The sequence below is a fragment of the Micromonospora sp. HNM0581 genome, assembly GCF_012726175.1.
In the GTDB taxonomy this organism is placed as follows: domain Bacteria; phylum Actinomycetota; class Actinomycetes; order Mycobacteriales; family Micromonosporaceae; genus Micromonospora.
In genome coordinates this window covers 75,820-100,842 of the sequence record NZ_JAASAD010000005.1, presented here as the reverse complement: position 1 = coordinate 100,842, position 25,023 = coordinate 75,820, and the positions used below count along the sequence as shown (strand labels likewise).

At 70.1% G+C, this 25,023-nt stretch carries 22 protein-coding genes; 7 read left to right on the top strand and 15 right to left on the bottom strand.

Annotated features, from left to right (window positions below):
* Positions 1 to 73 precede the first annotated feature (73 nt).
* On the top strand, positions 74 to 910 hold the full coding sequence (locus HCA58_RS09040) for an IclR family transcriptional regulator (protein ID WP_169597325.1): 837 nt from the start codon (positions 74 to 76) through the stop codon (positions 908 to 910).
* A gap of 5 nt (positions 911 to 915) precedes the next feature.
* Here HCA58_RS09040 and HCA58_RS24010 read toward each other — a convergent pair whose 3' ends face one another.
* From HCA58_RS24010 to HCA58_RS08995, 9 genes are all read right to left on the bottom strand, one after another.
* Positions 916 to 2,535, bottom strand: coding sequence for a thiamine pyrophosphate-binding protein (locus tag HCA58_RS24010; RefSeq protein ID WP_169597324.1), 1,620 nt, complete (start codon positions 2,533 to 2,535; stop codon positions 916 to 918).
* Positions 2,532 to 3,281, bottom strand: a complete 750-nt coding sequence (locus tag HCA58_RS09030; protein WP_205808108.1) for an enoyl-CoA hydratase/isomerase family protein — start codon at positions 3,279 to 3,281, stop codon at positions 2,532 to 2,534. Before HCA58_RS09030 ends, HCA58_RS24010 begins: the two co-directional genes overlap by 4 nt.
* Positions 3,278 to 4,636 carry an adenylosuccinate lyase gene (purB, locus tag HCA58_RS09025; RefSeq protein WP_169597323.1) on the bottom strand — a complete coding sequence of 453 codons (1,359 nt, stop codon included), beginning with the start codon at positions 4,634 to 4,636 and terminating at the stop codon, positions 3,278 to 3,280. The genes HCA58_RS09030 and purB overlap by 4 nt, the downstream gene beginning before the upstream one ends.
* Positions 4,636 to 6,198 (bottom strand): class I adenylate-forming enzyme family protein, encoded by a 1,563-nt coding sequence (locus HCA58_RS09020; protein WP_169597322.1) that lies wholly within the window; start codon positions 6,196 to 6,198, stop codon positions 4,636 to 4,638. The genes purB and HCA58_RS09020 overlap by 1 nt, the downstream gene beginning before the upstream one ends.
* A gap of 4 nt (positions 6,199 to 6,202) precedes the next feature.
* Positions 6,203 to 8,212, bottom strand: coding sequence for a hydantoinase/oxoprolinase family protein (locus HCA58_RS09015; RefSeq protein ID WP_169597321.1), 2,010 nt, complete (start codon positions 8,210 to 8,212; stop codon positions 6,203 to 6,205).
* A 74-nt stretch (positions 8,213 to 8,286) separates the two neighbouring features.
* Positions 8,287 to 9,111, bottom strand: coding sequence for an ABC transporter permease (locus HCA58_RS09010; protein ID WP_169597320.1), 825 nt, complete (start codon positions 9,109 to 9,111; stop codon positions 8,287 to 8,289).
* Positions 9,108 to 9,965, bottom strand: a complete 858-nt coding sequence (locus HCA58_RS09005) for an ABC transporter ATP-binding protein (protein ID WP_346775924.1) — start codon at positions 9,963 to 9,965, stop codon at positions 9,108 to 9,110. The genes HCA58_RS09010 and HCA58_RS09005 overlap by 4 nt, the downstream gene beginning before the upstream one ends.
* Positions 9,962 to 10,924, bottom strand: coding sequence for an ABC transporter substrate-binding protein (locus HCA58_RS09000; RefSeq protein WP_169597319.1), 963 nt, complete (start codon positions 10,922 to 10,924; stop codon positions 9,962 to 9,964). Before HCA58_RS09000 ends, HCA58_RS09005 begins: the two co-directional genes overlap by 4 nt.
* Positions 10,925 to 11,367: 443 nt before the next feature.
* Positions 11,368 to 12,327 carry a hypothetical protein gene (locus HCA58_RS08995; protein ID WP_169597318.1) on the bottom strand — a complete coding sequence of 320 codons (960 nt, stop codon included), beginning with the start codon at positions 12,325 to 12,327 and terminating at the stop codon, positions 11,368 to 11,370.
* A 49-nt stretch (positions 12,328 to 12,376) separates the two neighbouring features.
* Here HCA58_RS08995 and HCA58_RS08990 point away from each other — a divergent pair, with 49 nt between their 5' ends.
* Positions 12,377 to 14,125 (top strand): ABC transporter ATP-binding protein, encoded by a 1,749-nt coding sequence (locus HCA58_RS08990; protein WP_169597317.1) that lies wholly within the window; start codon positions 12,377 to 12,379, stop codon positions 14,123 to 14,125.
* Positions 14,126 to 14,138: 13 nt separating this feature from the next.
* Here HCA58_RS08990 and HCA58_RS08985 read toward each other — a convergent pair whose 3' ends face one another.
* The 3 genes from HCA58_RS08985 to HCA58_RS08975 form a co-directional block, all read right to left on the bottom strand.
* The gene (locus HCA58_RS08985) at positions 14,139 to 15,068 is read right to left on the bottom strand and encodes a nucleotidyltransferase family protein (protein ID WP_169597316.1); all 930 of its coding nucleotides are present in this window, start codon (positions 15,066 to 15,068) and stop codon (positions 14,139 to 14,141) included.
* A 217-nt stretch (positions 15,069 to 15,285) separates the two neighbouring features.
* On the bottom strand, positions 15,286 to 15,441 hold the full coding sequence (locus tag HCA58_RS08980; protein ID WP_169597315.1) for a hypothetical protein: 156 nt from the start codon (positions 15,439 to 15,441) through the stop codon (positions 15,286 to 15,288).
* Positions 15,442 to 15,722: 281 nt separating this feature from the next.
* A complete protein-coding gene (locus HCA58_RS08975) occupies positions 15,723 to 17,708 on the bottom strand; it encodes an asparagine synthase-related protein (protein WP_169597314.1) in 1,986 nt (661 codons plus the stop codon).
* Positions 17,709 to 17,799: 91 nt separating this feature from the next.
* On the opposite strand from HCA58_RS08975, the gene HCA58_RS08970 reads away from it, so the two are divergent.
* On the top strand, positions 17,800 to 18,054 hold the full coding sequence (locus tag HCA58_RS08970) for a PqqD family protein (protein WP_169597313.1): 255 nt from the start codon (positions 17,800 to 17,802) through the stop codon (positions 18,052 to 18,054).
* Positions 18,051 to 18,455, top strand: coding sequence for a lasso peptide biosynthesis B2 protein (locus HCA58_RS08965; protein ID WP_169597312.1), 405 nt, complete (start codon positions 18,051 to 18,053; stop codon positions 18,453 to 18,455). The genes HCA58_RS08970 and HCA58_RS08965 overlap by 4 nt, the downstream gene beginning before the upstream one ends.
* 307 nt (positions 18,456 to 18,762) lie before the next feature.
* Here the strand turns inward: HCA58_RS08965 and HCA58_RS08960 are convergent, their stop codons facing one another.
* From HCA58_RS08960 to gabT, 3 genes are all read right to left on the bottom strand, one after another.
* Positions 18,763 to 19,227: a hypothetical protein gene (locus tag HCA58_RS08960; RefSeq protein WP_169597311.1), complete on the bottom strand. Its 465-nt coding sequence runs from the start codon at positions 19,225 to 19,227 to the stop codon at positions 18,763 to 18,765.
* A gap of 233 nt (positions 19,228 to 19,460) precedes the next feature.
* Complete coding sequence (locus HCA58_RS08955) at positions 19,461 to 20,975, bottom strand: NAD-dependent succinate-semialdehyde dehydrogenase (protein ID WP_169597310.1); 1,515 nt, start codon at positions 20,973 to 20,975, stop codon at positions 19,461 to 19,463.
* Positions 20,972 to 22,315 (bottom strand): 4-aminobutyrate--2-oxoglutarate transaminase, encoded by a 1,344-nt coding sequence (gene gabT / locus HCA58_RS08950; protein WP_169597309.1) that lies wholly within the window; start codon positions 22,313 to 22,315, stop codon positions 20,972 to 20,974. The genes HCA58_RS08955 and gabT overlap by 4 nt, the downstream gene beginning before the upstream one ends.
* Positions 22,316 to 22,401: 86 nt before the next feature.
* Here gabT and HCA58_RS08945 point away from each other — a divergent pair, with 86 nt between their 5' ends.
* The 3 genes from HCA58_RS08945 to HCA58_RS08935 all read left to right on the top strand — a co-directional run bounded on the left by HCA58_RS08945 (position 22,402) and on the right by HCA58_RS08935 (position 25,008).
* Complete coding sequence (locus tag HCA58_RS08945; protein WP_169597308.1) at positions 22,402 to 23,286, top strand: LysR family transcriptional regulator; 885 nt, start codon at positions 22,402 to 22,404, stop codon at positions 23,284 to 23,286.
* Between the two features lie 151 nt (positions 23,287 to 23,437).
* Positions 23,438 to 23,779, top strand: a complete 342-nt coding sequence (fdxA, locus tag HCA58_RS08940) for a ferredoxin (RefSeq protein WP_169597307.1) — start codon at positions 23,438 to 23,440, stop codon at positions 23,777 to 23,779.
* 11 nt (positions 23,780 to 23,790) lie between these two features.
* Entirely contained in the window at positions 23,791 to 25,008 is a 1,218-nt protein-coding gene (locus HCA58_RS08935) for a branched-chain amino acid ABC transporter substrate-binding protein (protein ID WP_169597306.1), read from the top strand.
* Positions 25,009 to 25,023 lie beyond the last annotated feature (15 nt).

Genomic DNA, 25,023 nt, shown 5'->3' with positions numbered 1-25,023 from the left:
CGTCGGGGACCCACATCGCGTTGGACCATATTGTGGTCCTAGAGTTATATTGTGAAACCTAGCAACCGAGAAGGTGGGAAGCAAGATGTCGTACGCCACTGACCCCGGCCCGGAGGACGGGCCGGCGCCCCGCGAATCCGGCACGCAGGCCCTGGACCGCGCGCTCAGCGTGCTGCTCGCCTTCCGTGGCGTCGACGCCGAACGCAAGGTCAGCGATGTCAGCCGCGAACTCGGCCTGCACAAGTCGACCGCCAGCCGGCTGTTCCGCGCCCTGGCCGACGCCGGCTTCCTGCACCGCAACGAGGAGAACGGGAACTACCGGCTCGGAGTGACCGTCTTCGAACTCGGCGCCCGCTACCTGGCCGGCCTCGACCTGCACGCCGTCGCCCGCCCCCTGGTGCACCGGCTGGCCGAGGAGGAGGGCGAGAGCGTCAACCTCTCGGTCCTGGAAGGGCTCGACGCCATCTCGATACATGTCGTGCAGGGCACCCGAAACCTGCAGCTCGTCTCCCGGCTCGGCCGCCGCATCCCGCTGTGGTGCAGCGCCGCCGGCAAGGCACTGCTGATCGACCAGGACGACGCACAGCTGCGCAGGACACTCGCCGGAGCACCGTTCACCGCCCTCACCGACAACACGATCACCGACCTGGACACGTTCGTGTCCCGGATGGCGATCGTCCGGCAGCAGGGCTGGGCGCTCAACGACCAGGAGAGCGAGCAGGGACTCCGGGTCGTCGCCGCGCCGGTCCGCGACCGCCGCGGCCGGGTCACCGCTGCCATCAGCGTCTCCGGCCCGATCTTCCGGCTCGACGGGCCACGGGTGACGGAACTGGCCACCGCAGCCCGCCGCACCGCCGACGACCTGTCCCGGCAGCTCGGACACGGCTTCGGTGACGTCTGGGGCGACTGACCCGCTCAGAACTTCTCCTGGATCACGTCGGGGCGTACCCGCACGTGGAGCACGGCCGGCCCGGACAACGGCAACACCTCGTCGAAGGCGGCCTGCGCACCCGCGTCGTCGGTGACGGTCCACGCCGGCAACCCGAGCGCGCGGGCCACCGCGGCGAGATCCCGGCCGGGGAACCGGGCCAGGTCCGGGTCGGCCCCCCGTGGGGCGAGCTTGCGCACCTCCGCGCCGTACGCGGCATCGTCGAGCAGCACCAGCAGCACCGGTGCCCCGACCCGGGCGAGGGTGTCCAACTCGCCGAGTCCGGTGAGCAGGCTGCCGTCGCCCTCGAAGGCGACCACCGGCCGGTCGGGACGACCCACGGCGGCACCCACCGAGAACGGCAGCCCGACACCGATGCTGCCGAACTCCCACGGCGCGACGAACGACCGGTCGGTGGCGACCGAGTCGAGCAGCAGGTTCGGCCAGCCGCCGAAGTGACCGACGCCGACCACGGTGGTCCGCTCGCGTGGCAGCCGCTCGGCGCAGATCCGGATGAACGCCCGAGGATCGATCCGGTCCGTCGGGGACTCGATGCGCAGGTCCGCGAAGGGGTCGGCGGCCGCCAGCTCGGCCGGCAGGTCGGCGCTGCGCCAGTTCGGCCGGCGCGTCGGTGCCAGTACCGCCGACACCGCTCTGGCTGTCTCACCGGCGTCGCCGCGCACCCCGGCGGCCACCGGCCAGCGGGCCCCGATCGCCGCCGGGTCGACGTCCACGCTGACCACCACAGCCTCGGGGAAGAGGGCGCCGTGGTCGGTGGTCCAGCGGTTGAGCCCGGCGCCGAAGGTGACCACCAGGTCCGCACCGGCGAGCGTCCGCCGGGTCAGCGGCCGGGACAGCCCACCGGCCACCCCGAGGTCGTACGGGTGCCCGGTGAACAGGCCGGCGGCCATCAGCGTGGTGGCGAGCAGCGCCCCACTGCGGTCGGCCAGCTCCCGGATCGCGGTTGCCGCCGACTCCGCTCCCCGTCCGGCGAGCAGCACCGGGCGTCGCGCCGACCGCAACCGTCGGGCCAACGCGTCGACGTCGTCGGGGTCCGGCACCAGTGGTCGGGGCACCCGGGGCACCACGGACACCGGCGCCACCGTGCCGGGCGGCACCGTCTCGTCCGCCAGGTCGATCGGCACGTTCAGCACCACCGGGCCGGGCAGCTCCCGGGCCGACCGGAACGCCAGCCCGACGTCACGCACGGCGGTCGCGGCGGCGGCGACCGGCACGAAGGTACCCGCGGTGGCCAGGGCGTACGGTTGCTGGTCGAAATGCTGCACGTGCAGCGGATCACCGGGCGGGGTGTCACCGGCGATCAGCACCAGCGGGGTACGGGCCTGCCGGGCAATGGTCAACGCCGTCCCCGCCACCGCCAAACCCGGTCCGTGGGTGACGGTGGCGACCCCGCACCGGCCGGTGACCCGGGCGTAGCCGTCTGCCATCATCACCGCGGCGTTCTCGTTGCGGGCCGCCACGAACCGCACACCGTGCCGGTGCACCAGGTCGGCGACCAGGAACATGTTGGCGTCGCCGAGCAGGCCGAAGATGGTGTCGACGCCGTGCGCGACGACGGCGTCGCAGATCGCCTCGAAGACCTTCACCGCGTCCCCCCGTCCAGGTAGCCACCGGCCGGACGCAACGCCACGCTCAACGCGCCGAGGTAGGAGTCGTTGGCCGCCGCGTCGAAACGTGGACCGGCCAGCCGGGCCGCGCGCTTGGTCATCGACCGGCCGACCGCCGAGGTGGCGAGCAGCCGGTCGGTGACACCGGCCACGGCGGCCGGGAGTTCGTCGGCGTCGACCACGGCGGTGACCAGGCGCAGAGCCAGCATGTCGGCCGGCTCGACCCGCTCACCGAGCAGCAGCCACCGCTTCGCCAGGTCGGCACCGACCAGATCGGCGAGGATCGCCATACCACTCCAGGTCAGCGGGATACCGAAGGTCACCTCGGGGAAGGTGAAGTACGCGCTCGCGGCGGCCACCCGCAGGTCACTGGCGAGCCCCAGCACGGCACCCGAGCCGATCGCCGGCCCGTTGAAGGCAGCGACGGTGGTCTGCTCCAACCGGTACCAGCGTTCGACGAGTTCAGCGGTACGCCGCTGCACGTGCATGGTGGTTTCCGCGTCGAGACCGGCCAGCTCGTGCAGGTCGGTGCCGGCGCAGAACGCCGTGCCCGCGCCGGTCAACACCACCACCTCGACCGTGCGGTCGCGGCCGAGCTCGTGCAGCACGTCCTCGAAGCGGGAGAGCATCGCGAGGTCGAAACTGTTGCGCCGGTCCGGCCGGTGCAGGACCACCCGGGCCAACCGGCCGTCCCGTTGCAGCAGCACCGTCTGTTCACGTGTCATGGGGACTCCGAAGTCAGGAGGGCTCGGTCGACGAGCGCGGCGGCGTGGCCGACGTACGACACCGGGTCGAGCAGTCCGGCCAGGTCGGCGCCGGGCAGAGCGGCGGCGACCTGCGGATCAGCCCGCAGCACCTCGGCGAACTGCCGGTTCTGCTCCAGGCTGTCGCGGACGATCCGCATCACCAGGTGGTGGGCCTGCTCCCGGCCCAGTGATCCGGCGAGTCGGAGCATGACCGCCTCGGACAGCACCAGCCCGCCGGTGACGTCCAGGTTGGCGCGCATCCGGTCCGGATTGACACCGAGATCACCGAAGACCTCGACCAGCCGGTCCAGGCCACCGCCGATGAGGATGAAACACTCCGGCAGCAGCTTCCACAGCGTCATGCCGACGCCCATGTCGCGGTCGTCCTGGGCCACCATCGTCTGTAGGGCCAGGGGCACCTGGGCGCGCAGGGTGCCGGCGGCGGCGATCACGGCCTCACACCGGATCGGGTTGCGTTTGTGCGGCATGGTGCTGCTGCCCACCTGGGTGGCCCGCTGCGGCTCGTACGCCTCGCCGACCTCGGTACGACCGAGGAAGTAGATCTCCCGGGCCAGCTTCTCGGCGCTGGCGGCGACCATCCCGAGAACCATCAGGCACTCGGCGAACCGGTCCGAGGTGGCGTGCCACGGGGTGTCCGCGACACCGAGACCGAGTTCGTCGGCCACCGCGCGCTCCAGCGCGAACGCCTGCGGCCCGTACCCGGCCATGGTGCCGGCGGCCCCACCCATGCTGGTCACCAGCAGTCGTTCGCGAAGCTGAGCCAGCCGGGCCCGGTGCCGTTGCAGCTCGCCCTGCCAGACCGCGCAGCGCAGGCCGAACGTGGTCGGCAACGCCTGCTGACCGTGCGTACGGGCCGGCATCGGGGTGGCACGGTGGCGCAGGGCCAGCCGGCGCAGGATGCGCACCAGATCGTCCACCTGACGCTGTACGACGTCCAGACCGGCCCGGGTCCGCAGTACGAAACCGGTGTCCATCACGTCCTGGGTGGTCGCGCCGAGATGGACGTACCGGCCGGCGTCGCCGTGACACGCGGCGGTCAGTGCCCGGATCAACGGCACCAGCGGGTGCACGGTGTCGGCGGCGTCGGCGGCGAGCACCGCCGTGTCGAGCCGGTCGAGCCGGGCCGCTTCGGTGATCGCATCAGCCGCCGCCGACGGAATGATCCCGAGACCGGCCTGGGCACGGGCCAGCGCCGCCTCGACGTCGAGCCAGGACTGCATGAGCTGGCGGTCGTTGAAGATCCCGCGCATCTCGGCGTTGCCGAAGAAGCTGGTGACGGTCAACGAGTCCAGGAAGCACGATCCGAGCTGCATCAGTGTTCCTCCTCGCCGGTGAGCAGGCCGAGCGCGGCACGCCTGTCGACCTTGCCGGACGGCAGCAGCGGCAGGCCCGCGACCGTACGGACACGTGTCGGCACCTTGTGTCGGGCCAGCCGGTCGGCGGCCACCCCGGCGAGCCGGTCGGGGTCGATCCGACTGCCCGCGACGGCGACGACGAGGGCACCCACCTCCTCGCCCCAGCGGGGCGACGGCACGCCGAGTACGCACACCTGGGCCACGGCCGGATCGTCGAGCAACGCCGCCTCGACCTCGGCCGGGCTGACGTTCTCGCCACCGCGGATGATCAGTTCCTTGACCCGGCCGGTGAGGGTGAAGATCCGATCGGCGCTGAGCGCGCCCAGGTCACCGGTGCGCAACCAACCGTCGCCGGTTAGCGTGGCCCGGGTCGCGGCCGGATCGTCGACGTAGCCGGCGGTCACCGACTCACCGCGCACCAGCAGCTCACCGGTTCGCCCGGCGGACAGTTCGGTCCGGGTGCCGGGAGCGACCACGACAGCGGACAGGTCCGGCACGATCCGGCCGACCGTGTCACCGGGGTGGCCGCAGGTTCCGTCGCCGGGATCGACACTGATCGTCGGTCCGGCCTCGGTCTGCCCGTAGACCACGGCGACGCGGTCCAGCCCGAGCACCCGCCGGGTCCGGGCGAGCAACGCCGGTGCGCAGGGCGCGCCGCCGAGGAATCCGACCCGCAGTGAGGTCAGGTCGTAGCGGTCCGGTGCGGCCTCGACGGTGTCGGCGAGCATCGTCGCCATCGTCGGTACCGCCTGGAGCACGGTGCAGCGGAGCCGGGCGATCTGGTCCAGCACCGGGCCGGACCTAAACCGGCGCGCCGACACCCACAACGCCCCGGTGGCCAGGGCCAGGACGGCACCGCTGCCGAGGCCAGCTGCGTGTGCCAGCGGCAGCGGCGAAGCGATCCGGTCGCCGGCACCGAGGCCGGCGGCGTCGGCCGTCCACCGCGCGTTGGCGATCAGGTTCCGGGCGCTGAGCGCGACCATCTTGGCCGGGCCGGTCGAACCCGAGGTGAACTGGATGTTGAGCACGGCGTCGGGGTCGCCGGCCGGTACCGGCACCGAGCCCGCCGCGTCACCCAGCCCGGCCAGGTCGTCGCCGAACGCATGCCAGCCGTCCGGGCGGGCGTCGGGCCGCAGCCCGGCGACGGCCTGCTCGGCGGTCGCCGGGCCGTCGCGGTCCCGTACCTGGTCGGCGACGAAGAGCCGGCGTGGGTGACTGCGGGTCAGCGCCGAACTCAGCTCCGCGGTGCTCAGACCGGGGTGCAGGGTGACCAACGCGGCACCCCGCCACGCGGCGGCGGCCAGCAGGACCAGCCAGCCCAGGCTGTTCTCGGCCCACACCGCGATCCGGTCACCGGGACCGACCCCCAGCGCGGCCAGCGTCGCCGCTGCCCGGCCCGCCAGGTCGGCGAACTCCCCCGCCGACACCTGTCGGTCCAGCTCGTCGAAGGCGTACAGCGGACGCTCCGGTTCCCGGGCGGCGCGGTCCAGGACGAGGGCGTCGAGGGCGAGGGGTGTCACCGGATCACTCCTTGACCAGCAGCAGGTTTCCGTGGTCGTCGACGGTGGCGGTCCAGCCGGCACCGACCACCGTGGTGCTGCCGTTCTCGCGGATGACCGCCGGTCCGGACACCGCTTCGCCGCCGGCCAGGTCGGTACGCCGCCAGACGGTGGCGTCGACCCAACCGTCCGAGCCGTAGATTCGGGTGCGGTCAGGCTGCGGCGTGGAACCCGACGGGGATGCGAACCGTACGGCGGGTCGGGGGCCGAACGCGGTCAGCCGACAGTTGACGATCTCGGCGGGGTGTCCGGACCGGGCGTACGCGTACCGCTCGGCGTAGGCGGCGTGGAACGTCGCCACCAGCTCCTCGGCCGTCGCCGGCAGCTCCTCGACGGCTACGGCGAGGTCGAAGGACTGGCCCCGGAAGCGCATGCCGACCGACAGGCCGAAGGTGACCTGGTCGGGTTCGACACCGTCCTCCGCCTTGAGCTGTGCCCGCGCCGCGTCGCGCAGTTCGGCCACCACGGCACGCACCGTGCCCAGCCCTGCCTCGTCGGCGGGGACCAGCACCGTTCGGACGTAGTCGTGCCGGGCCTGCGCGGTGACGAATCCGAGCGCGGAGAAGTTGCCTGGCACCGGTGGCACCAGCACCCGGCGGATGCCCAGTTCGTCGGCGAGTGCGGTGGCGTGCATCGGCCCGGCGCCGCCGAAGGGCAGCAGCACGAAGTCCCGGGGATCGTGACCACAGGCGACCGAGATCTCCTTGATCGCACTGGTCATCTTGGTGGTGGCGATGGTGATGATGCCGTGGGCCAGCGCGAGGTCGTCCAGCCCGAACTCGACGGCGAGGCGGTGCACGGCGGCCCGGGCGGCGGCGACGTCGAGGCGTACCTCGCCACCCAGGCTCTCCTGTGCGTCGAGATGACCGACGACCAGGTGCGCGTCGGTGGTCGTCGGCTCGGTGCCGCCCCGCCCGTAGGCGGCGGGTCCGGGGGTCGAGCCGGCGCTGCGGGGCCCGATCCGCAGTTCACCGCCGAGGTCCCGCCAGGCGATCGAGCCGCCACCGGCACCGATCGTGTTGATCTCGACCTGGAAGGTGCGGTTCGGGTAACCGGCGATCTTCCCGTCGTTCGTCATCAACGGGGTGCCGTTCTTGATCAGGCAGACGTCGGTGCTGGTGCCACCGATGTCACAGGTGATCACGTTCGGGTAGCCGGCCAGTCCGGCGACGTGGACACTGGCGGCGACTCCCCCAGCCGGACCGGACAGCGCCAGGTTGATCGGCAGCCGGCCGGCCTCCTCCGTGGAGACGATCCCACCACTGCTGGTCATGATCGAAAGCGGGTGGGCGTAGCCGCCGGCCGCGAGCGTGGTGCCCAGCTGCCGCAGGTAGTCGGCGACCGTCGACCGGACACTCGCGTTGAGCAGGGTGGTGGTGAACCGCTCGTACTCACCCTGCTCCGGCACCACGTCGGAGGAGATCGTGCAGACCAGACCGGGGTGCCGCTCAGCGAGCCGGGAGGCCGCCGCCCGTTCGTGCGCCGGGTTGCGGTAGGAGTGCAGCAGGCACACGGCGACGGCCGTCGGACCGGCGGCGGCCACCCGGTCCAACACGGCATCGAGGTCGGCGGGGTCCAGCGGCTGCACCACGCTGCCGTCGGCGCCGATACGTTCCCGCAGCACGTGCCGCAGCCGTCGCGGGGCCAGCGGAGGACGTGCCACCTCCTTGACGCTGTAGAGCTGCGGCCGGTGTCCCAGGCCCATCTCCAGCACGTCACGGAAGCCCTCCGTGGCCACCACGCTGACCGGCTCACCGGAACCCTCCAGCAGCGCGTTGGTGACCCGGGTGGTGCCGTGGACGAACCGGCCGACCTCGTCGAGGCGTACCCCGAGCTTGGCCAGGCCCTCGAAGATGGCCGCCGCCGGGTCGTCCGGCGTGGAGAGGGTCTTGGCCTCGGCGAGCCGGGCGGTGGCCGGCTCGTACACGATGACGTCGGTGAAGGTGCCACCGATGTCGACGCCGATGCACAGCATGGCGAGCCTTTCGGTAGTGACGGGCGCGCTGAAGCGGGCGGTGTGGCCGGCCCCGTCGTCGAGGCCGGCGTGGGTCAGAAGGTGACGCCGTAGCGACGCAGGGTCCTGCTGCTGACGACCCGGAGAATCCAGTCGAAGAGGTAACCGAGCATGCCCAGGGCGATGATGCCGACGAAGACCCACTCGGTCTTGGCGTAGTTACGGGCGGTCCAGATCAGCGAACCGAGGCCGCTCTGTGCGGCCACGATCTCGGCGGAGACGATCGTCAGGAACGAGTTGCCCATCGCCAGCCGGGCACCGGTCACGACGTGCGGCACGGTCGAGGGCAGCACCACCGACACCAGGGTGCGGGCCGGGTTCGCGCCGAGCGCCCGGGCGGCGCGCAGCCGCAGCTCGTCGACGGACAGAACCCCGGCGAGCGTGTTGAGCGCAACGATGAAGACGGTGGTGTAGAAGATCAGCGCGACCTTCGACGCCTCGCCCGGCCCGAGCCAGATGATCGCCAGCGTGACGAAGGCGATCGGCGGCACGAACCGGAAGAACTGGATGTACGGGTCCAGCATCAGCCGCAGCCACGGCACGCAGCCCATCAGCAGCCCGACCGGCACACCGATGACGACGCCCAGCGCCCAGCCGGTCAGGATCCGGGTCGACGAGGCGCTCACCGAGTCCCACAGGGTGCCGTCCTGGACCAGCTCGACCGCGCCGCGCCAGGTGAGCAGCGGCGACGGCAGGAAGAACGCCGTGTAGTTGCGGCTCACCAGGTCCCAGACGACGATGCCGAGCACCACCGACAGAACCGACAACGCCACCCGCGCCAGCCGGGGCCGGCGCCGACGGGCTGGTCGGGGCGCGGTCGGGTTGGTCTTCTCCGCGACGCTACGGACGTCCACGCTCATCGTCGTGCCTTCCTGTCGCCACCGGCGTTCCGCTCACCGCCGTTGCCGGGTCCCGTTGCGTCGTGCCCGTCGTCGAGGCCCTGTGCCCGCAGGGTCCGGGCCACCTCCGCGCCGATGTCCTCGCGCAGCCGGCGGAAGAGCGCGGCGCTCGCCGGGTCGGTCAGGTCGCGCGGCCGGGGCAGGTCGCACGGATAAACGTTCTTGATCGCCGCCGACGGGCCGGCGGTCATGGTGACGATTCGGTCGCCGAGCAGGATCGCCTCGCCGATATCGTGGGTGACGAAGACGATGGTGGCGCCGGTGTCCCGCCAGATCCGGTCGAGTTCGACCTGCATCACCAGCCGGGTCTGCGCGTCCAGCGCCCCGAACGGCTCGTCCATCAGCACGATCGACGGCTCGTTGGCCAGTACCCGGGCCAGCTGCGCACGCTGACGCATGCCGCCGGAGAGCTGGCCGGGGAACCGGTCGGCGCTGTGGCTGAGCCCGACCATGGCCAGGTACCGGTCGACTGCGGCGGACCGCTGCGCCCTGCCGACGCCGCGCATCCGGGGGCCGAAGTCGACGTTCTGGCGCACGGTCAGCCACGGGAAGAGCGCCTCGGCGCTCTGGAACACCACGCCGCGGGACACGTCGGGGCCGGTGACCCGCGCATCGGCGCAGGTCACCTCCCCGCCGACCGGCTTGACGAAGCCGGCGATGGCGTTGAGCAGTGTCGACTTCCCGCAGCCGCTGGGGCCGAGCAGGCAGACGAACTCCCCACCGGCGATGTCCAGGTTCGCCTGGCGGACCGCCACGAAGTCGTCGAAGCGGATGTCGACGTCGCGTACGGAGACCGGGGAGCCGGAGCGGTTCACACCACTCCCCTGACCATGACCGCCGCCGGGTCGGCCTTCTGGTCCACAATCTTGCTGTCCTGCTGGAACTGGGCGATCTCCTGGTAGCGCGCGATGTCCTCGTCGGTGAAGTCCCGGACCTGGCACTGCACGCCCTCCAGCAGGGACTGCGCCTCGGCGGCCGGTACCTTGATCGCGGTCTCGGTGACCGTGCCGGCCTTGGCCGGATCGGCCGTCAGCTGCTCGCACGCCTGCCCGATGGTGTCGACGACCTTCTTCGCCGTTTCCTTGTTCGCCTCGTACCAGGCACCGTCGACGCCGACGATCAGGTTGTAGACGTAGCCGATGTCGCCGCTTGTCAACAGGACCGTGCCGCCGTTGGCGACGCCGCGCGACGGCCACGGCTCCCACATGATGTAGCCGTCGACGTCGCCGCGTTGCAGCAGTGCCGGCATCTCGGCGGGCGAGGCGTTGACGAACTCGACAGCGTCCCGGCTGATGCCCTCACTGGCGAGCACCTTGTTGGTGGCGTACTCGTTCACGGTTCCCGGCACGACGCCGTACTTCTTGATACCCGCGACGTCGCTGATGCCGGACCGGGCGACGAGCTTGATGAAGCTGGGCGACTGGGAGAAGACCGCCAGCCCTTTGATGTCACCGCGGGTCGCCCGGTTGAGCAGGCTCGACTCGGTGCTGGCCGTGACCTGGCCTTGTTTGGCCAGGATCGCGTCGAGCCCGCCGGTGCCCTCCTGGTACTGGGTGACGGTCACGTCGATTCCGGCCTGGTCGAAGAGGTTCTCCTGGTCGGCGAGGTAGATCGGCGAGTAGGCGGGGTCGACACCGACACCGAAGTCGACGGCGGCGGCGGGGGCGGCGCTGTCGCTGTCGGGTTCCCCGGAGGGGGTCTGGTTCTCGGAACATGCCGCCACGGAGACGGTCATCAACAGGGCTGCGGTCGCGGCCCGCACTCGCATTCTCATGGCTACCCCAGACTTAGCGGCTCATATTGTGGTCTTGGTTTCTTAATATGGGACGCTACTGTGAGGCGGTTGACATCGTCAAGGGTGTCGAGCACCGGGCTATCAGCACAGACAGTAGCCAGCTGCAGCCGGGTGTCCCCAGCTCGCCCATCCCGACGCAAGCCGACCTCGACCATGAAGTGCCTGAAAGAACCACTTGGTACGGCGAATCCGAAATCTCGTCGGTGACGCCGTCCAACGAAGGTCAGTCACGGAACGTGTCGGTGCCTTTCGAGACCGAAGTGGCCTTCGACCGGACGGATGATCCGCGCGCCGGCACCATCAGCCGAACTCGGCGACGCTCGCCCCACAGCCACCGCCAGGGCCGCGACCGGTCGACGACGCTGCCCGCGGAGCCCGATGCCCGCGCAGCGCGTAGCCGACCCCAGCGGCGGTACGCGGCGTCAGCCGACCGGCGACCGGACGAGTGACGCGACAGACTGGTGGGTGCGCGGCGACGAAGGGGATCCGGCGGTACGGCGAGGGCGAAGCAGGTCGTCGTGTCCGCCGGTCGCCACTTCCTCGATCAACCGGGCCACCACGGCGCCGGTCCACTGGTTCGACGGCCGGTCCACTTCGACGACCGGGACGGCACCAGCCAGGGCTGCCACCCAGCGCAGATGCGCCTCACGCTGGAGGATGCAGAAGTAGGGCCGCAGCGTGTTGGTGATGAGAGCCGTGAGGGTCGCAGGGCCCGTCGCACCGTGGACGGCCGGTGCCACCTCGCCGGGCACCGGGCGGAGGACGACAACCACGTCCAAGGGCAGCTCGTCGTGCGCGGTGGCGACCAGGGGAAAACCGAGCTTGCCCGTCCCGATGATCTCCTCACCGCCGGCGTGGCCCAGGCCGAGACGCTCCACGGTCTCCCGCCGCAGTCTCAACCGACGACCGGACGGGCAGACGGTGGGGACGACGCCCCCCTCCCGAACGACGAGGTCGACCGCGGTCACCTCGTCGGTGACGATGGCGTGGCCCCGGCTGGCCAGGAGCGCGGCGGTCGTCGACTTGCCGGCGCCGCTTGACCCGGCCACGGCCACCAGGCGCCCATCGACGCGGACGGTCGAGGCGTGCAGGGCGAATCGACACTGCTGGATCAGCACGAGCGAGGCGACCATACCTTCGAGCCACATGCGGATCACCGAGGCCGGCACCCCGGACATCGCCTCGACCCGGACGCGGCGCCCCTGCCAGACGTGGAATCTGGCGGCTCCGGGGACTTCCAGCACCGCCTCCGACGCATCCGCCGTCAACCAGGGCGTGGCGATGATCGGCTCCGGAACCCGACGGTCCACCCGACCGGCGGTCACCTCCGCCCCGAACACCGCCGTTTCCGCCGCGAACGGTCGACCCAGATGCGCCTCCATAGCCCCTTTTCTAGCATATAAGCGACATACAGCCTTTAAGGTTACAAATATGTTCCGGGGTTCGCGCCGATCCACGGCGGCCATCAGCGACTGGTTCCGCTCCGCCCATGCGGACGTCCGCTCCGGTGGAGTCAAGCTCGCCGCACTCGCCGGCCTGGGCCTCGTCAAAGGCATCGTCGAAACAGCCCTGATCATCCAGCTGGTGACGCTGGCCGTGGCGGTGACCGACGACACCGGCAGATCCACGACGCATCCCCTCATCGGCCTCTACCAGCTCCCACTTCCCTACGCGGTGGCCGCCCTGGCCACGTCCACCCTGCTCGCGGGCTACCTGCACTGGCTGTCCGAACGCCTCATTTCGGCCGTCTGCACCGAGGCCACCGTCACCGTCCGGTCACGACTGCTGTCCTCGTACTGCGCGGCGGGGTGGCACCAGCAGGCCACCGAGCGACCCGGATCCCTCCAGGAACTCGTCGGCAACTGTGCCGTTACGGTCAGCCAGGGGATGCTCACCGCATCGTCAGCGCTCGTCGCCACCGCGCAGCTGGCCGTACTCACCGCCGCCGCCGTGGTAATCAGCCCGGTGGCCGCCCTCGCCATCGTCACGGTCGGCACGGCAGGCCTGGTCGTCGCCCACCCGTTCCGGGTCCGGACCCGTCGGCTCGCGCGCGACGCCGTCCACGCGAACGACGACCTGACCGCCATCATCGGCGAAACCACCCTGCTCAGCAGGGACATGTGGGCCAACGGCGTGCACACGATCGGTCCCCACAGGGCGCGCGGACCGATGGAACAGGCCGCGCGGCTCACCGCCCGTGTCCGGTTCGAATCGAGGATCGTACCCGCGTTCTCCCGAGACCTCACCGTTCTCGGCGTGGGTTTGGCCCTTGCCGTGGTCAGCCAAACCTCGGTGATCACTGTCGGCTCGATCGGCGCCATCGTGCTGTTGGTGGTGCGGGCGGTCGGTTTCGGACAACAGATCTCCACGGCCCTGCAGGGTCTCTCCGACCGCCAGGCCAGCCTCGACCGGATCAGCACCACGGTCGAGCGCTACCGGCGGGCCGCACCGACCACCGCCGGGTGCCCCGCGCCACGCCTGGAGGTGGTGCGGTTCACGGATGTCTGGTTCACCTACCCGTCGGCTGGCGAACCCACCCTGACCGGGGTCGACCTGACGCTGCGCCCAGGGGAGGTGGTGGGCATCGTCGGCGGCAGCGCCGCCGGCAAGTCGACGCTTCTCCACCTGTTGCTCCGGCTCGCCCAACCCACCCGAGGCCGGATCACCGTCAACGGGGTCGACATCGGCGGCGTCTCACTCGCCAGCTGGCTCAGCCAGGTGTCGCTGGTACCACAGGACCCCGGTCTGCTCGACGGGACGATAGCGGAAAATGTTCGCTTCCTCCGCAGCGACATCAGCGACGCCGACGTACGCAGGGCCGTCCGGGCCGCCGGCCTGGACGAGGATCTCCGCAACTGGCCGCAGGGACTGGCGCAGCAGGTCGGCCCCCTCGGTCGGGCACTCTCCGGTGGGCAACGCCAGCGAGTCGCCCTGGCCCGCGCGCTGGCGGGTCAGCCACGACTGCTCGTACTCGACGAACCGACCAGCGCACTCGACGCCCACACCGAGGCGATCGTGCGGCACACCATCGAACAGGTCCGCCAGCACGCAGCGGTGCTCGTCGTCACCCATCGCGCCAGCACCCTGTCGGCCTGCGACCGGGTGCTGGAGTTGCGGGACGGACGTCTGACCGAGCAGGCCGACACCACCCACGACGACGGCGTACTGATCGACGGATGACGGAGCAACCGACTCACCGGGCCCACGAGCGCGCGGCCCGCCGCCAGGCGCGGACCGCCGCCGGCAGCTGCGCGGCCATCCAGACCGGCCGAAGCAGATAGCACACGACGAGCCAGCGGGAGCCCCGGGCGGCGAGCGGCATCGACCGCCGCAGCATCGCCCTCGACGGAAAAAGACGCTGCACGACAAACAGGGGACGTCGCCACGCAGGGACGCTGCGCAGTGCGTTCAGGGTGCCTGTGCCGCGCACCTCGGTCAGGGCCCGTACCGCCAGCTCCGCCGGCACCCGCACCCCCGAGCCGAACTCCGCCGCCAGGCTGGACGCCTCCGAAACCAGGCGCAGCCCCGCCACGAACGTGGGCATGGCGCCGAGTTGCCGGGCCAGGGCCGCCGCCATCCGCATCGTGTCGTCGCCCAGCAGCTGCAGACCGCGCCGGAGGTCGCCCAGTGGCTTGGTGTCCTTCAGGCCGGTACGCCCTGCGTGCATCGCGAGGTGACAGGCGAGCGCCACGTCGTCGAGCACGGCCACCTCGGTCGTCCCGATCGTCGATCGCCGACTGTGCTGCCGCAGCAGCGACCAGACCCTCACCGCAGGCGCGTCGCAGCCGGCAAGTGTGACGTGCAGGTCCACGGTCGCCCGGTCGGAGACCCGGCGCCAGGTGGAGGCGTGTAGCGAGCGCTCGCCGCTTCGGGCACCGGCCATCAGGTCGACGAAACCCAGGTCCGTCAGGATGGCCTCGGCGTCGGCGTACTGCCGTGGGTCGACGAGCAGGTCGACGTCACGGTAGCTGCGGTTGACCACCTTGCCGTCGTACAGCCGGTCCACGATGCTGCGTCCCTTGAGCAGGATCGAGTCGATTCCGTGCTGTCGGAACTCCGCGACCAGGCGCGCACCGACCGCGTCCAGCATCAGGCACCGCAACAGTTTCCGATCGAGGAACATCGCGACTGGGACTGTCTTGTCCGGATCGGTTCGAGGTATGTGTGGGTGATCGTGCGTCTGCATCTTGAATGACCTTTCACAGGTCGCCGCCGGGATGGCCGAAACCATGATCTCGACCATCCTGGCGACACCTATGAACGAGATTCGCACCAGCTCCGGCTTGACCGCATCCCGCAGTCACGGCCTCGGGAACGCAGATTCAAGCCACCGGCCGGGACTAGGAGTCCAGGCCGATCAGTGAGTCGAGGATCAGCAACACACCGCTGGCCGTGGCGCCTGCCGCCAGGCGATCCAGGCGCGGTGTCGACCAGACCCGCCTGCCCTCGCCGCTCGACAGACCGTTCTCCGGTTCACGTGGATGTGACATGCTCATCTTTCCTCCTGCTGCATCTGCGGCTCGAATAGCCCGCTTCCCGATTCTTCGGCGTTGACGCCACTGCGATTCTGACATTCCACATCGACCTTACGCAGGAAATTCGCCAGCCCGTAAGACACCGAATTTCCCAGATCGAACAGGGCGGGTCGAGGTCGAGAATGCCGTCGCCGAACGACCTCCGGACGCCACTTTCCGGCGCTTCTTGACGGCGGTGTCGGCTGACCGACCCGAGCATTCCACCCTCGCCGAAGGCGAAGGTTCCTCCGCTACGAACAGGGTCACGGCGCGAGGTGCGGTGCCCGGCTACGGAACTGCGACGGACGCGCCGCGACGGTTCGTGGGCGAACCGTTCGGTGGTGATCCAGCCAACGGAGGTACTTGCTCGTCGCCAGCGCTCGGGGTAGCAGCAGGGTGTAGTCCCGCACCACCGACGGATCGCCAGCCCGATCGGGAGTTGGCCAGTCGCGTACGAGCGCGTCGAGACGCGACAGGTCCATCAGCTCCTGGGTGGCCGGGTCGGCCCGCGCGGCGGCGAACTCGTCACGGATCTCGTCGCGCCGATCGGTGAGCCGGTCGTACCAGTCGGGCAGTTGGGCACCGCGGACCTCACGCAGTCTGATGCCGTCCGGCACCCGCCCCGCCATGCTGGCACGGGCGCCGGCCCGGCCCCGTCCACGGTGACGCCGTGCCCAGCCCGGCTGCCCGGCGGAGAGCTCGATCAGGGCAAGGTCGGCGGTGGGGTCCACGACGCGCCCACCGCACCGCACGTCGAGGGTGGCCATCACCTCCGCGTGTTGGGCGTTGTCGTCGAGGAACCGGCCGAGGCCGGAGATCCTGCGGTAGGCGTCGATACCGCCGGCGATGCGTGCGGCGAGCGCGGTCGTGGCCAGGTGGGGCCGCAGCGGACTCGCGGCCAGCCACTGGGCCGCCACCGACCGGGAGCCACGCCGTACCTCGATCAGGCGCTGCACGGGATCGGGCAGCATCGGTCGCACCACACCCTGGATCAGGGTCTCGCGCCAGCCGCGCCGAGCCGACCAGGCGGTTGCCTCGCGCCACGTCTCGACCAGGCGCCCGGCGCGCATCAGGTCCACCAACCACCGAGGCTCGTCCCGGGAGAAGGTCAGGTTGCCGATGCCGCCGGTGAACAGCACGGAGACGTTGTCGGCCGCGGCACGGTGGTGGATGGCCCTGACCCACATCATGTTGAGCGTGTTGCGGACCGGTGTTCCCCCGGCCGCGAAGTAGGCGTCGTCACCGTCGACGGCGTAGGCGCCGACGGCGTCGACGAAGCTCGGTTCGACGTGCGGATGCACGTCGGACAGCAGCCGGACCAGGACGGACTCGTCGGCGTCGCGTCCGTTCGCCGATCCCGCCCAGCCCACCGGCGGCACCGAGGTGTAGGTCCGAATTCGCGCCGAGGAGACCTGTTCGGCGAGGGTCGCCGCCACGGCGGTCGAATCCAGGCCACCGCTGAGCATCACACCTAGCCCACCTCGGTGCCGAAGCTGGGCGCGTACCGCCTGGTCCATGGCGCCGCGCAACTCCTCGGCGTGCTCGGCGGCGGATCCGGACCGCCGGGGCGTGACGTCAAGCGACCAGTAGCGTCGGTGCTGCGTCCGCTCCCGAGTGATCCAGACGGAACTGGCCGCCGGTACGGGAGTGACGTCCCGGATCCAGCTGCGCCGGGTGTCCTGCGCGACGGCCAGGAACTCCACGGCCCGGTCGAGGTCCGGTTCCAGCGGTACCTGTGGCGACGCGGCGACTGCGAGCGCGGTGCTACCGAAGCCGAGCCAGCCGACCCCCCGGTACAGGTGCAGCGGTCGCCGTCCGAGGTGGTCGCGGGCGAGGAGTACTCCCCCGCGCCGCCCGTCGATGACCGCGAAGGCGAAGTCGCCGCGCAGTCGGCGGCAGCAGTCGGCTCCCCACCGGGCGTAGGCGCGGGCGATCAGCAAGGAGTCCGGTAGCGCCGCCGCACCGTGCAGGTGCAGCATCCGGCACAGCTCCGCCCGGTTCGTCAGCACCGCGTCGGCGACCACCACCGTCCCGGTTTCGGCGGACACCCATGGTTGATGGTCGTCGTCGTCCTCGGGAACGCGGTGGTGCACGACCGACGCCACTGCCGCCGTGAGCGCACCTGTTCTACCGGACCAGCCTCCGTACGCGTCCGCACCGAGCGCGGTCAGCACCGTGGCCGCCCCATCCAGGTCACGCTCGCCGTACGGTCGGCCGTCCAGCCCTACCAGGCCCGCGAAGCCCGTCATACGTTCACCCGTCTTCACCCGAAAGGCGCGCTTACCCGAGCGACGGTATGGCACTATTTGTCCCGTGTCAGTCACTTTGTCATCTGAGGTCGTGCGCAGTTCCGCCGCGCTGACCGCCACCGTCAACGACGAGATCGTCATGCTCGACCCCGAGCAGGGTGCCTACTTCGGTCTCAGCCCGGTGGCCTCCCGCATCTGGGAACTCATGGCCGAACCCACCAGCGTCGAGGGCATCTGCGCCACCCTGCGCACCGAGTACGGCGTAGAGCCGGACACCTGCCACCAGGACGTGACCGCGTTCCTGGACGACCTGGTACGGGCACGTCTGATCACCGTCACCCCGTGACCAGGCCGAGCACGGTCGCCCTCGCCCTGGAGGCCGCCGCCCGGCTCACGAGCGCCCAGATCCTCGTCGCCGTGTGTTCGGGACCACGACTCATGCGCCTGCTCGGCACGGTCGCCCGGTCCGCCGACACGCCGAAGGACGCCGACCCACGCTGGCCTGCGGCACGCCGTGTCGCCCGCGTGGTGGACCGGGTCGGGAACCTGCTGCCCTGGCACCCCGTGTGCCTGCCACGGGCCATGACCACCCGGGCCATGCTGCGGCGCCGCGAAATCCCGTGCGAACTCCACCTCGGTGTCACCAGCACAGCGCCCCTGGCCGCCCACGCCTGGGTGACGGTCGGCGGCCGGGTGGTCCAGGGCGGGCCGGTCGCCAAAGTCACGCCGCTGGCCACACTGCGTTAGCCAGCCGGACCGGATCCGTGACCTTCCGCACCGCAGGCGGCAGCTCTGTCGGCCGCCCTCGCTATGGTGTCCGCGCTGTCAGTCCACAGTGGTAGATCCGGACGGACCGCGAGCGCGTGTCGTCCGGTGGGAGGTCCTCCGCGTTCAGCACCAACAGCTGGATCTGCAGTCCATCTCCAAGCTGGGGTTCACTCACAGTAGAACGCCGGGGGCGCGGTGGGCGATCTTCGTACCGCCCACCGCGCCCCTCGACCAGCCTCCCGGCGTCACACCGGCCCCTGCCACACGCCCCGGGACCGGGGTGAGGTCAGCCGACGACGACGTCGCAGTCGGCCTGCCCGGTCGCCTTAAGCGCGTCGTAGCTGACCTCGATGAACGGCTCGTACGCGCCGGCGTTGAGGCTACGGGTCTTCTTGCCCGGCACCCACCTGGTGCCGGTCGACTTCCGCAGGTCCGACGAACCGAGCGTCAGGTCGCAGATCCAGTGCGCGTTGCGGCCGAGCAGGTTCCCGTTCCGAGCGTTCGCCTCGATCGCCCAGTTGCCGTCCCGGTTGATCGTGAACGCGATGTTCCCGCTGACATTGCGGCTGCTGTCGCTGGTGGTGAAGGTGACGGAGTTGCCGTCGGAGGCGACCGTCTTGGTGGTCGCGTTGGCGTGCGCCGGCACGGCTCCGAACAGCACGGCGCCGCCCACCGTCCCGGCCGCGACGACGAGTGCCAGGCTTCGAGCGCGACGGAGGACCGCGGCCGTACCGGAGTTGTTGTTCTGCATTTCACTACCCCACTTCTCTGTCCCACGACGGATGTCTACTGCTGTCGCGACGCTTCCTACCGCCATCGACATGAACCAGTATCCGGCCCTACGTGGACCTATCCATGAGGGAGAAATGAGGAAAAGAGAGGGAATCATTGAGATCACACGAACGCGCCCAAGTACGACAGCAACTCGGACCGAAACCCGACAATCACAGACTTGACCTGTGCGGGAGGCGTCGACTAGGCAATTCAGACGGCAAGGGAGATGGATTTCAACGACAGGTATTCGTCGATACCTTCCGGGCCACCTTCACGCCCGAAGCCGGACTGCTTGACCCCACCGAACGGCGCCGCCGCACTGGACACCATCCCCTGGTTTATCCCGACCATCCCCACATCGAGACGTTCGGCGATCTGGACCGCCCGTGATAAATCCCGAGTGAACAGGTACGCAGCCAGGCCGTACTCCGAGTCGTTGGCGATCGTGAGCGCCTCACTCTCAGCGGTGAATGTGGTGATCGGAGCGACCGGGCCGAAGATCTCCTTGCGAGTCAGAGTGGTGTCGGCGGGTACTCCGGTGAGCACTGTCGGGGCATAGAAGTAGCCGTTCTCGCCGATCGCGGAACCTCCGGTCAGCACCGTCGCCCCCCGGTCTCTGGCGTCGTCGACGAGGTCGGCGACGCGCCGCCGAGCGGCGGCGTCGATCAGCGGCCCGACAGTCACCCCCGCGTCGGTGCCCCGACCGACGACACCGGCGGCCATCCTGGTCGTGAGCTGTGCCGCGAACTGCTCGGCTACCGACTCGTGCACCAAGAATCGGTTCGCTGCCGTGCATGCCTCCCCCATGTTGCGCATCTTCGCCAGCATCGCCGCGTCGACAGCCCGGCCGAGGTCCGCGTCCGCGAAGACCAGGAACGGGGCGTCGCCACCAAGTTCCATCGAGGTTCGCAACAGCGTCCCGGCGGCCTGTCGCATCAGGTGCCGGCCCACCGCCGTCGATCCGGTGAAGGTGAGCTTGCGCAACCGCGGATCGGCGAACAGCGGGGCGGTCACCTCGGCCGCGCGGGTGGTGGCGACGACGTTCACCACACCTGGGGGTATCCCGACGGTGGTCAGCAGATCCGCCAGCGCGAGCATGGTCAACGGAGTCTGCGCGGCCGGCTTCACCACCATCGTGCAGCCGGCCGCGAGTGCCGGGGCCATCTTGCGGGCTCCCATCGCCAGTGGAAAGTTCCACGGCGTGATCATCAGTGTCGGCCCGACCGGGTGTTTCGTGGTGACAAGTCGGCTGGCGCCTTCCGGAGCGAGGCCCCAGCGACCAGAAATCCGCACCGCCTCCTCGGAGAACCAGCGGAGGAACTCCGCCCCGTAGGTGACCTCGCTCCGGGCCTGAGCCAGTGGCTTACCCATCTCCAGTGTCATCAACAGGGCGAACTCCTCCGTCCGCGCGACGAGTTGCTCGTATGCGGCTCGCAGCAACTCCGCGCGGTACCGAGGTGCGGTGGCTGCCCAATCCGTTTGCGCTGCCACCGCGGCGTCCAGGGCAGCGCGACCGTCCATGGCGGTGCCGTCCGCAACGGTGCGTAGGATCGCTTCGGTCGCCGGGTCCTCGACGGGGAAGGTTCGGCCGTCGGCGGATTCGCGCCACCGGCCGCCAACGAACACCCCGCAGGGCACATGGTCGAGCACCGCGCGTTCCACCGGATCGTCGACAGTGGACCGGCTCGACGTATCGGGCGCTGCGGACGACCACGCCGGGTTCATCGGGCCTGCGCCCCGTGAAGAGCGGCCTCGAAGATGCCGAGGCCTTCCTCGAGGACCGTGTCGGGCGCGTCCAGGGGCGGTAGGAAACGAAACACGTTGCCGTAGGTGCCGCAGGTCAGGGTTACCAGACCAGCGCGGTGGCAGCGGGCGTTGACCGCAGCGGTGAGCATCGGGTTCGGGGTCAGGTCGTCCGCACCGGTAACCAGCTCGACCGCCAGCATCGCACCTCGCCCACGTACCTCGCCGATGACGCCGTACCGTCGCCGTAGGTCCTCCAGGCGGGGGCGGAACAGACGTTCCACCTGCCGGGCGCGACCGCACAAGTCCTCGTCGATCATGGTTTCGATCGCGGCGAGCGCGGCGGCGCACGCGATCGGATTGCCCCCGTAGGTGCCACCGAGCCCGCCCGGGCTGACAGCGTCCATCACCTCGGCACGGCCGGTCACCGCCGCCAGCGGCAGGCCACCGGCGATGCCCTTGGCCGTGGCGACGAGGTCCGGTACGACCTGTTCATGCTCTGCGGCGAACCAGTCGCCGGTCCGGCAGAAGCCGGTCTGGATTTCGTCGGCGATCAGCAGGATGCCATGTTTTCGGCACCACTCGGCCACCCGCCTGAGCCAGCCCACGGCCGGCACGATGAATCCACCCTCGCCCTGAATCGGTTCGACCATCACGGCTGCGGTGCGGGAAGCGCCTACCTGCGACTCGACTAGGTCGACGAAGGCCGCGAACGCCTGCTCGGCACAGGCTTGCGCACCTCCCGGCCAGCGCAGCGGATACGCCATCGGCGCCCGATACACTTCCCCGGCGAAGGGGCCGAATCCGTCCTTGTACGGTCGGGCCTTGGCGGTCAGGGCCAGGGCCAGGTTGGTCCGGCCGTGGTAGGCGTGATCGAAGGTGACGACCGCAGGCCGACCGGTGGCGTAGCGGGCGATCTTGATGGCGTTCTCCACCGCCTCCGCGCCGGAGTTGCACAACATCGAACGCTTCTCGTGACCGCCCGGGGTCAGTGTGTTGAGCTGCTCGCAGACCGCCACGTACCCTTCGTACGGGGTCACCATGAAACAGGTGTGAGTGAAGTTGGCGGCCTGGTCGGCCACTGCGGCGACCACCCGGGGAGCCGCGTTGCCGACCGTGGTCACGGCGATGCCGGAGCCGAAGTCGATGAGCTGGTTGCCGTCCACGTCTACGAGGACCCCGCCACCGGCCCGGGTCACGTAGACCGGCAGGCCGATACCCACTCCGGCGGAAACGGCCGCAGCCGTGCGGCGGTGCGCGAGGACCGAGTTGGGACCGGGTATCTGGGTGCGGAGCAGGCGGTTCCTCGGGGCAGCGGTCATGCGCTCATCCTGTGCGGCCGCTGCCATGTTGTCGAATGCCTGTTCCGACTAGGGTCCATGCTCTCCAGGCATAGGGAGGGCGCCTCGTGGAACTGCGTACGCTCCGATACCTGCTGGCCGTGGTCGACGCCGGATCGGTCTCGGCCGCAGCGCGGCAGGTGCACGTCAGCCAGCCGGCGCTGTCCCGGCAGTTGCACAGGCTGGAGCAGAGCCTCGGCATCCGGATGTTCGACCAGCGGGACGGCCGGCTGACCCTGAACTCCGCCGGGCTGGAGTTTCTGCCCATCGCCCGGGACCTCGTCGCCCGCGCCGACCTTGCCTTGCAGGCTGCGGCGGCGATCCGGACGGGCACGTTGACCAGCGTCACGATTAGCTGCCCGGGTACCACGTTGACCGATGTGATCGCACCGTTCCTGGCCACCTGGGACTCGACAGATCCACTGCCACGGGTGTGGGAGGAGTCCCCGCCAGCGATCTACGCCTCGCTGCAGCGGGGCGCGGATCTGGCGATCGGCACTGAGCCGCCTCCGCGCGAGCTTTCCTGCACGCCGATCGCGACCCTGCCGGTCTGGGCGTACGTGAACGGCACACACCGGTGGCGCGACCGCCAGGTCGTCCAGGTGGTCGACGTCGTAGCCGAGCACCTGCTCCTGTTGTCTCCGGCGCAGCACGCCCGACGGGCCCTGGACCGGGCGGTCGGGTCGGCCGGGCTCGGCTACCGGCAGGTCACCGAGTTCGGCACGCCGGAGGTGGCGCAGGCCGTCGCGGCGGCGGGGCGCGGTGTCGCGGTGGTCTCCGACGACACTCGGTTCGGTCTTCACCCGGTCGCGATCGCGGCGGGCCGTGCCCGGCTGAGTATCAGCCTCTACGCCGCCTGGCCGCGTGGGCACCACGCCGACGCCGCGCTCCGGCTGATCGCCAACCGGCTGTCCGGCTTCTGCACGTCCCGCTACCGCAGGCCTGCCCACTGACCTGCGTGTTTCTGAGGTGTAAAACTCGCGTCCGGCTGGTGGACCATCCACTGTTGGGATGTTGACACCCTCACCTGGCTCGTGCATCTTGGATCCAATCTCCAACCAGCCGGGCTACCCCGCGGCTGACAAAGGGGTGGGAGGTGGGTCCTTGACTTACGCCATCGGTTCCCCATGCATCGACGTACGCGATCGCTCTTGCGTGTCGGTCTGCCCCGTCGACTGCATCTACGAAGGTACGCGGAAGCTTTACATCCAACCCGACGAGTGCATCGACTGCGGTGCATGCATGACGGAGTGCCCGACCGGCGCCGTCGTGCGCCTCACGGATGCCACCGGCCACGAGGCCGAATTCGCCCACGACAATCGTCGGTTCTTCGAAGACGTTTTGACCGGCCGCGACCAGCCGCTCGGCTCACCCGGAGAAGCAAGCTCCACCGGGCCGATCACCAGCGACACCGAACTCGTCCGCGCATTCAGACGTGCACCTTGAGGAGAAAAATAGTGATCAGGACAAGTGACGCGCTCGGCGGTGGCCGTCGGGCCGTCGTCGCCGCGGTTGCGACGCTTCCGCTGCTCGCCCTCGCCGCCTGTCAGGGCAGCGACGCCGAGGCTGACGGTGGGCCGATCCGCATCGGCGTGTTGGCCCCGACCAGCGGCAGCGTCTCCGCCGACGGCGAAGGGATGGTCCGGGCCAGCCAGCTCGTGGTCGACCGAGTCAACAACGAGGGCGGCATCGGTGGCCGGCAGGTCGAATTGGTGGTAGCCGATGATGCCTGCGAGGCGCAGGCCGGAACCCAGGCCGCCCAGAAGCTGATCAACGACAAGGTCGTCGCGATCGTCGGCGGCTTCTGTTCCTCGGCGACCCTGCCCGCCATCGAGTTGTTCCACCGCAACGGGGATCTACCCTTCGTGGTCGCCGTCTCCAGCAACCCGAAGGTCACCGACGCCGGTTATCCAAACATCACCCGCTACATCGGCCGCGATGACCAGGAAGCCCCTGTCGCGACCCAGTACGTCCTCACGCAGCTGAAGAGCACCAAGCTCGCGATCATGAATGACAACTCCGAGTTCTCCCGCTCGGTGGCCGAAAACGTGACGACGAACGTCGCGGCCGCAGGCACCGCCGAGATCGTCTACAACGACTCCATCCAACCAGGTCAGAACGACTACCGTGCCGCCCTGGAGCGGGTCCGGACCACAGGTGCGGACACTCTGCTCTACACCGGTTTCTACCCGGAGTTCGGCATCCTCGCCAAGCAGTGGAAGTCCCTCGACCTGCCGTACCAGCTGGTCGGCGGCGCGTCCTCCATCGACCTCAGCGTCATCGAGTCCTCGCCGGAGGCAGCTCGGGACGACCGGTTCAGCATCGTCACCTACCCGACCGCCTCACTACTGGACAACCCCAACGCCACCGCGTTCCGGGAGGCATACCAAAAGCAGTACAACGCCGAACCGGCACAGTACGACGTCTTCCAGTACGACGCCACCGAGGGACTCGTGGCCGCACTCAAGGAGGACCCGGACGACCTGTCCACCGAGGCGCTCAACGAGCGGCTACGGGCGCTGACCTTCGAGGGCGTCACCGGCCAGATCTCCTTCGACGATCGGGGAGACCGTAAGGCATTCCCGTTCCTCGCCGTCAGGGCCGGCACCGACGGCACCTTCGCACCCGTCTTCCAGTTCGCGCCGAACGGCGGCTGGGCCGCGGTGGGCCAGTAGGCAATCAGACGGAAC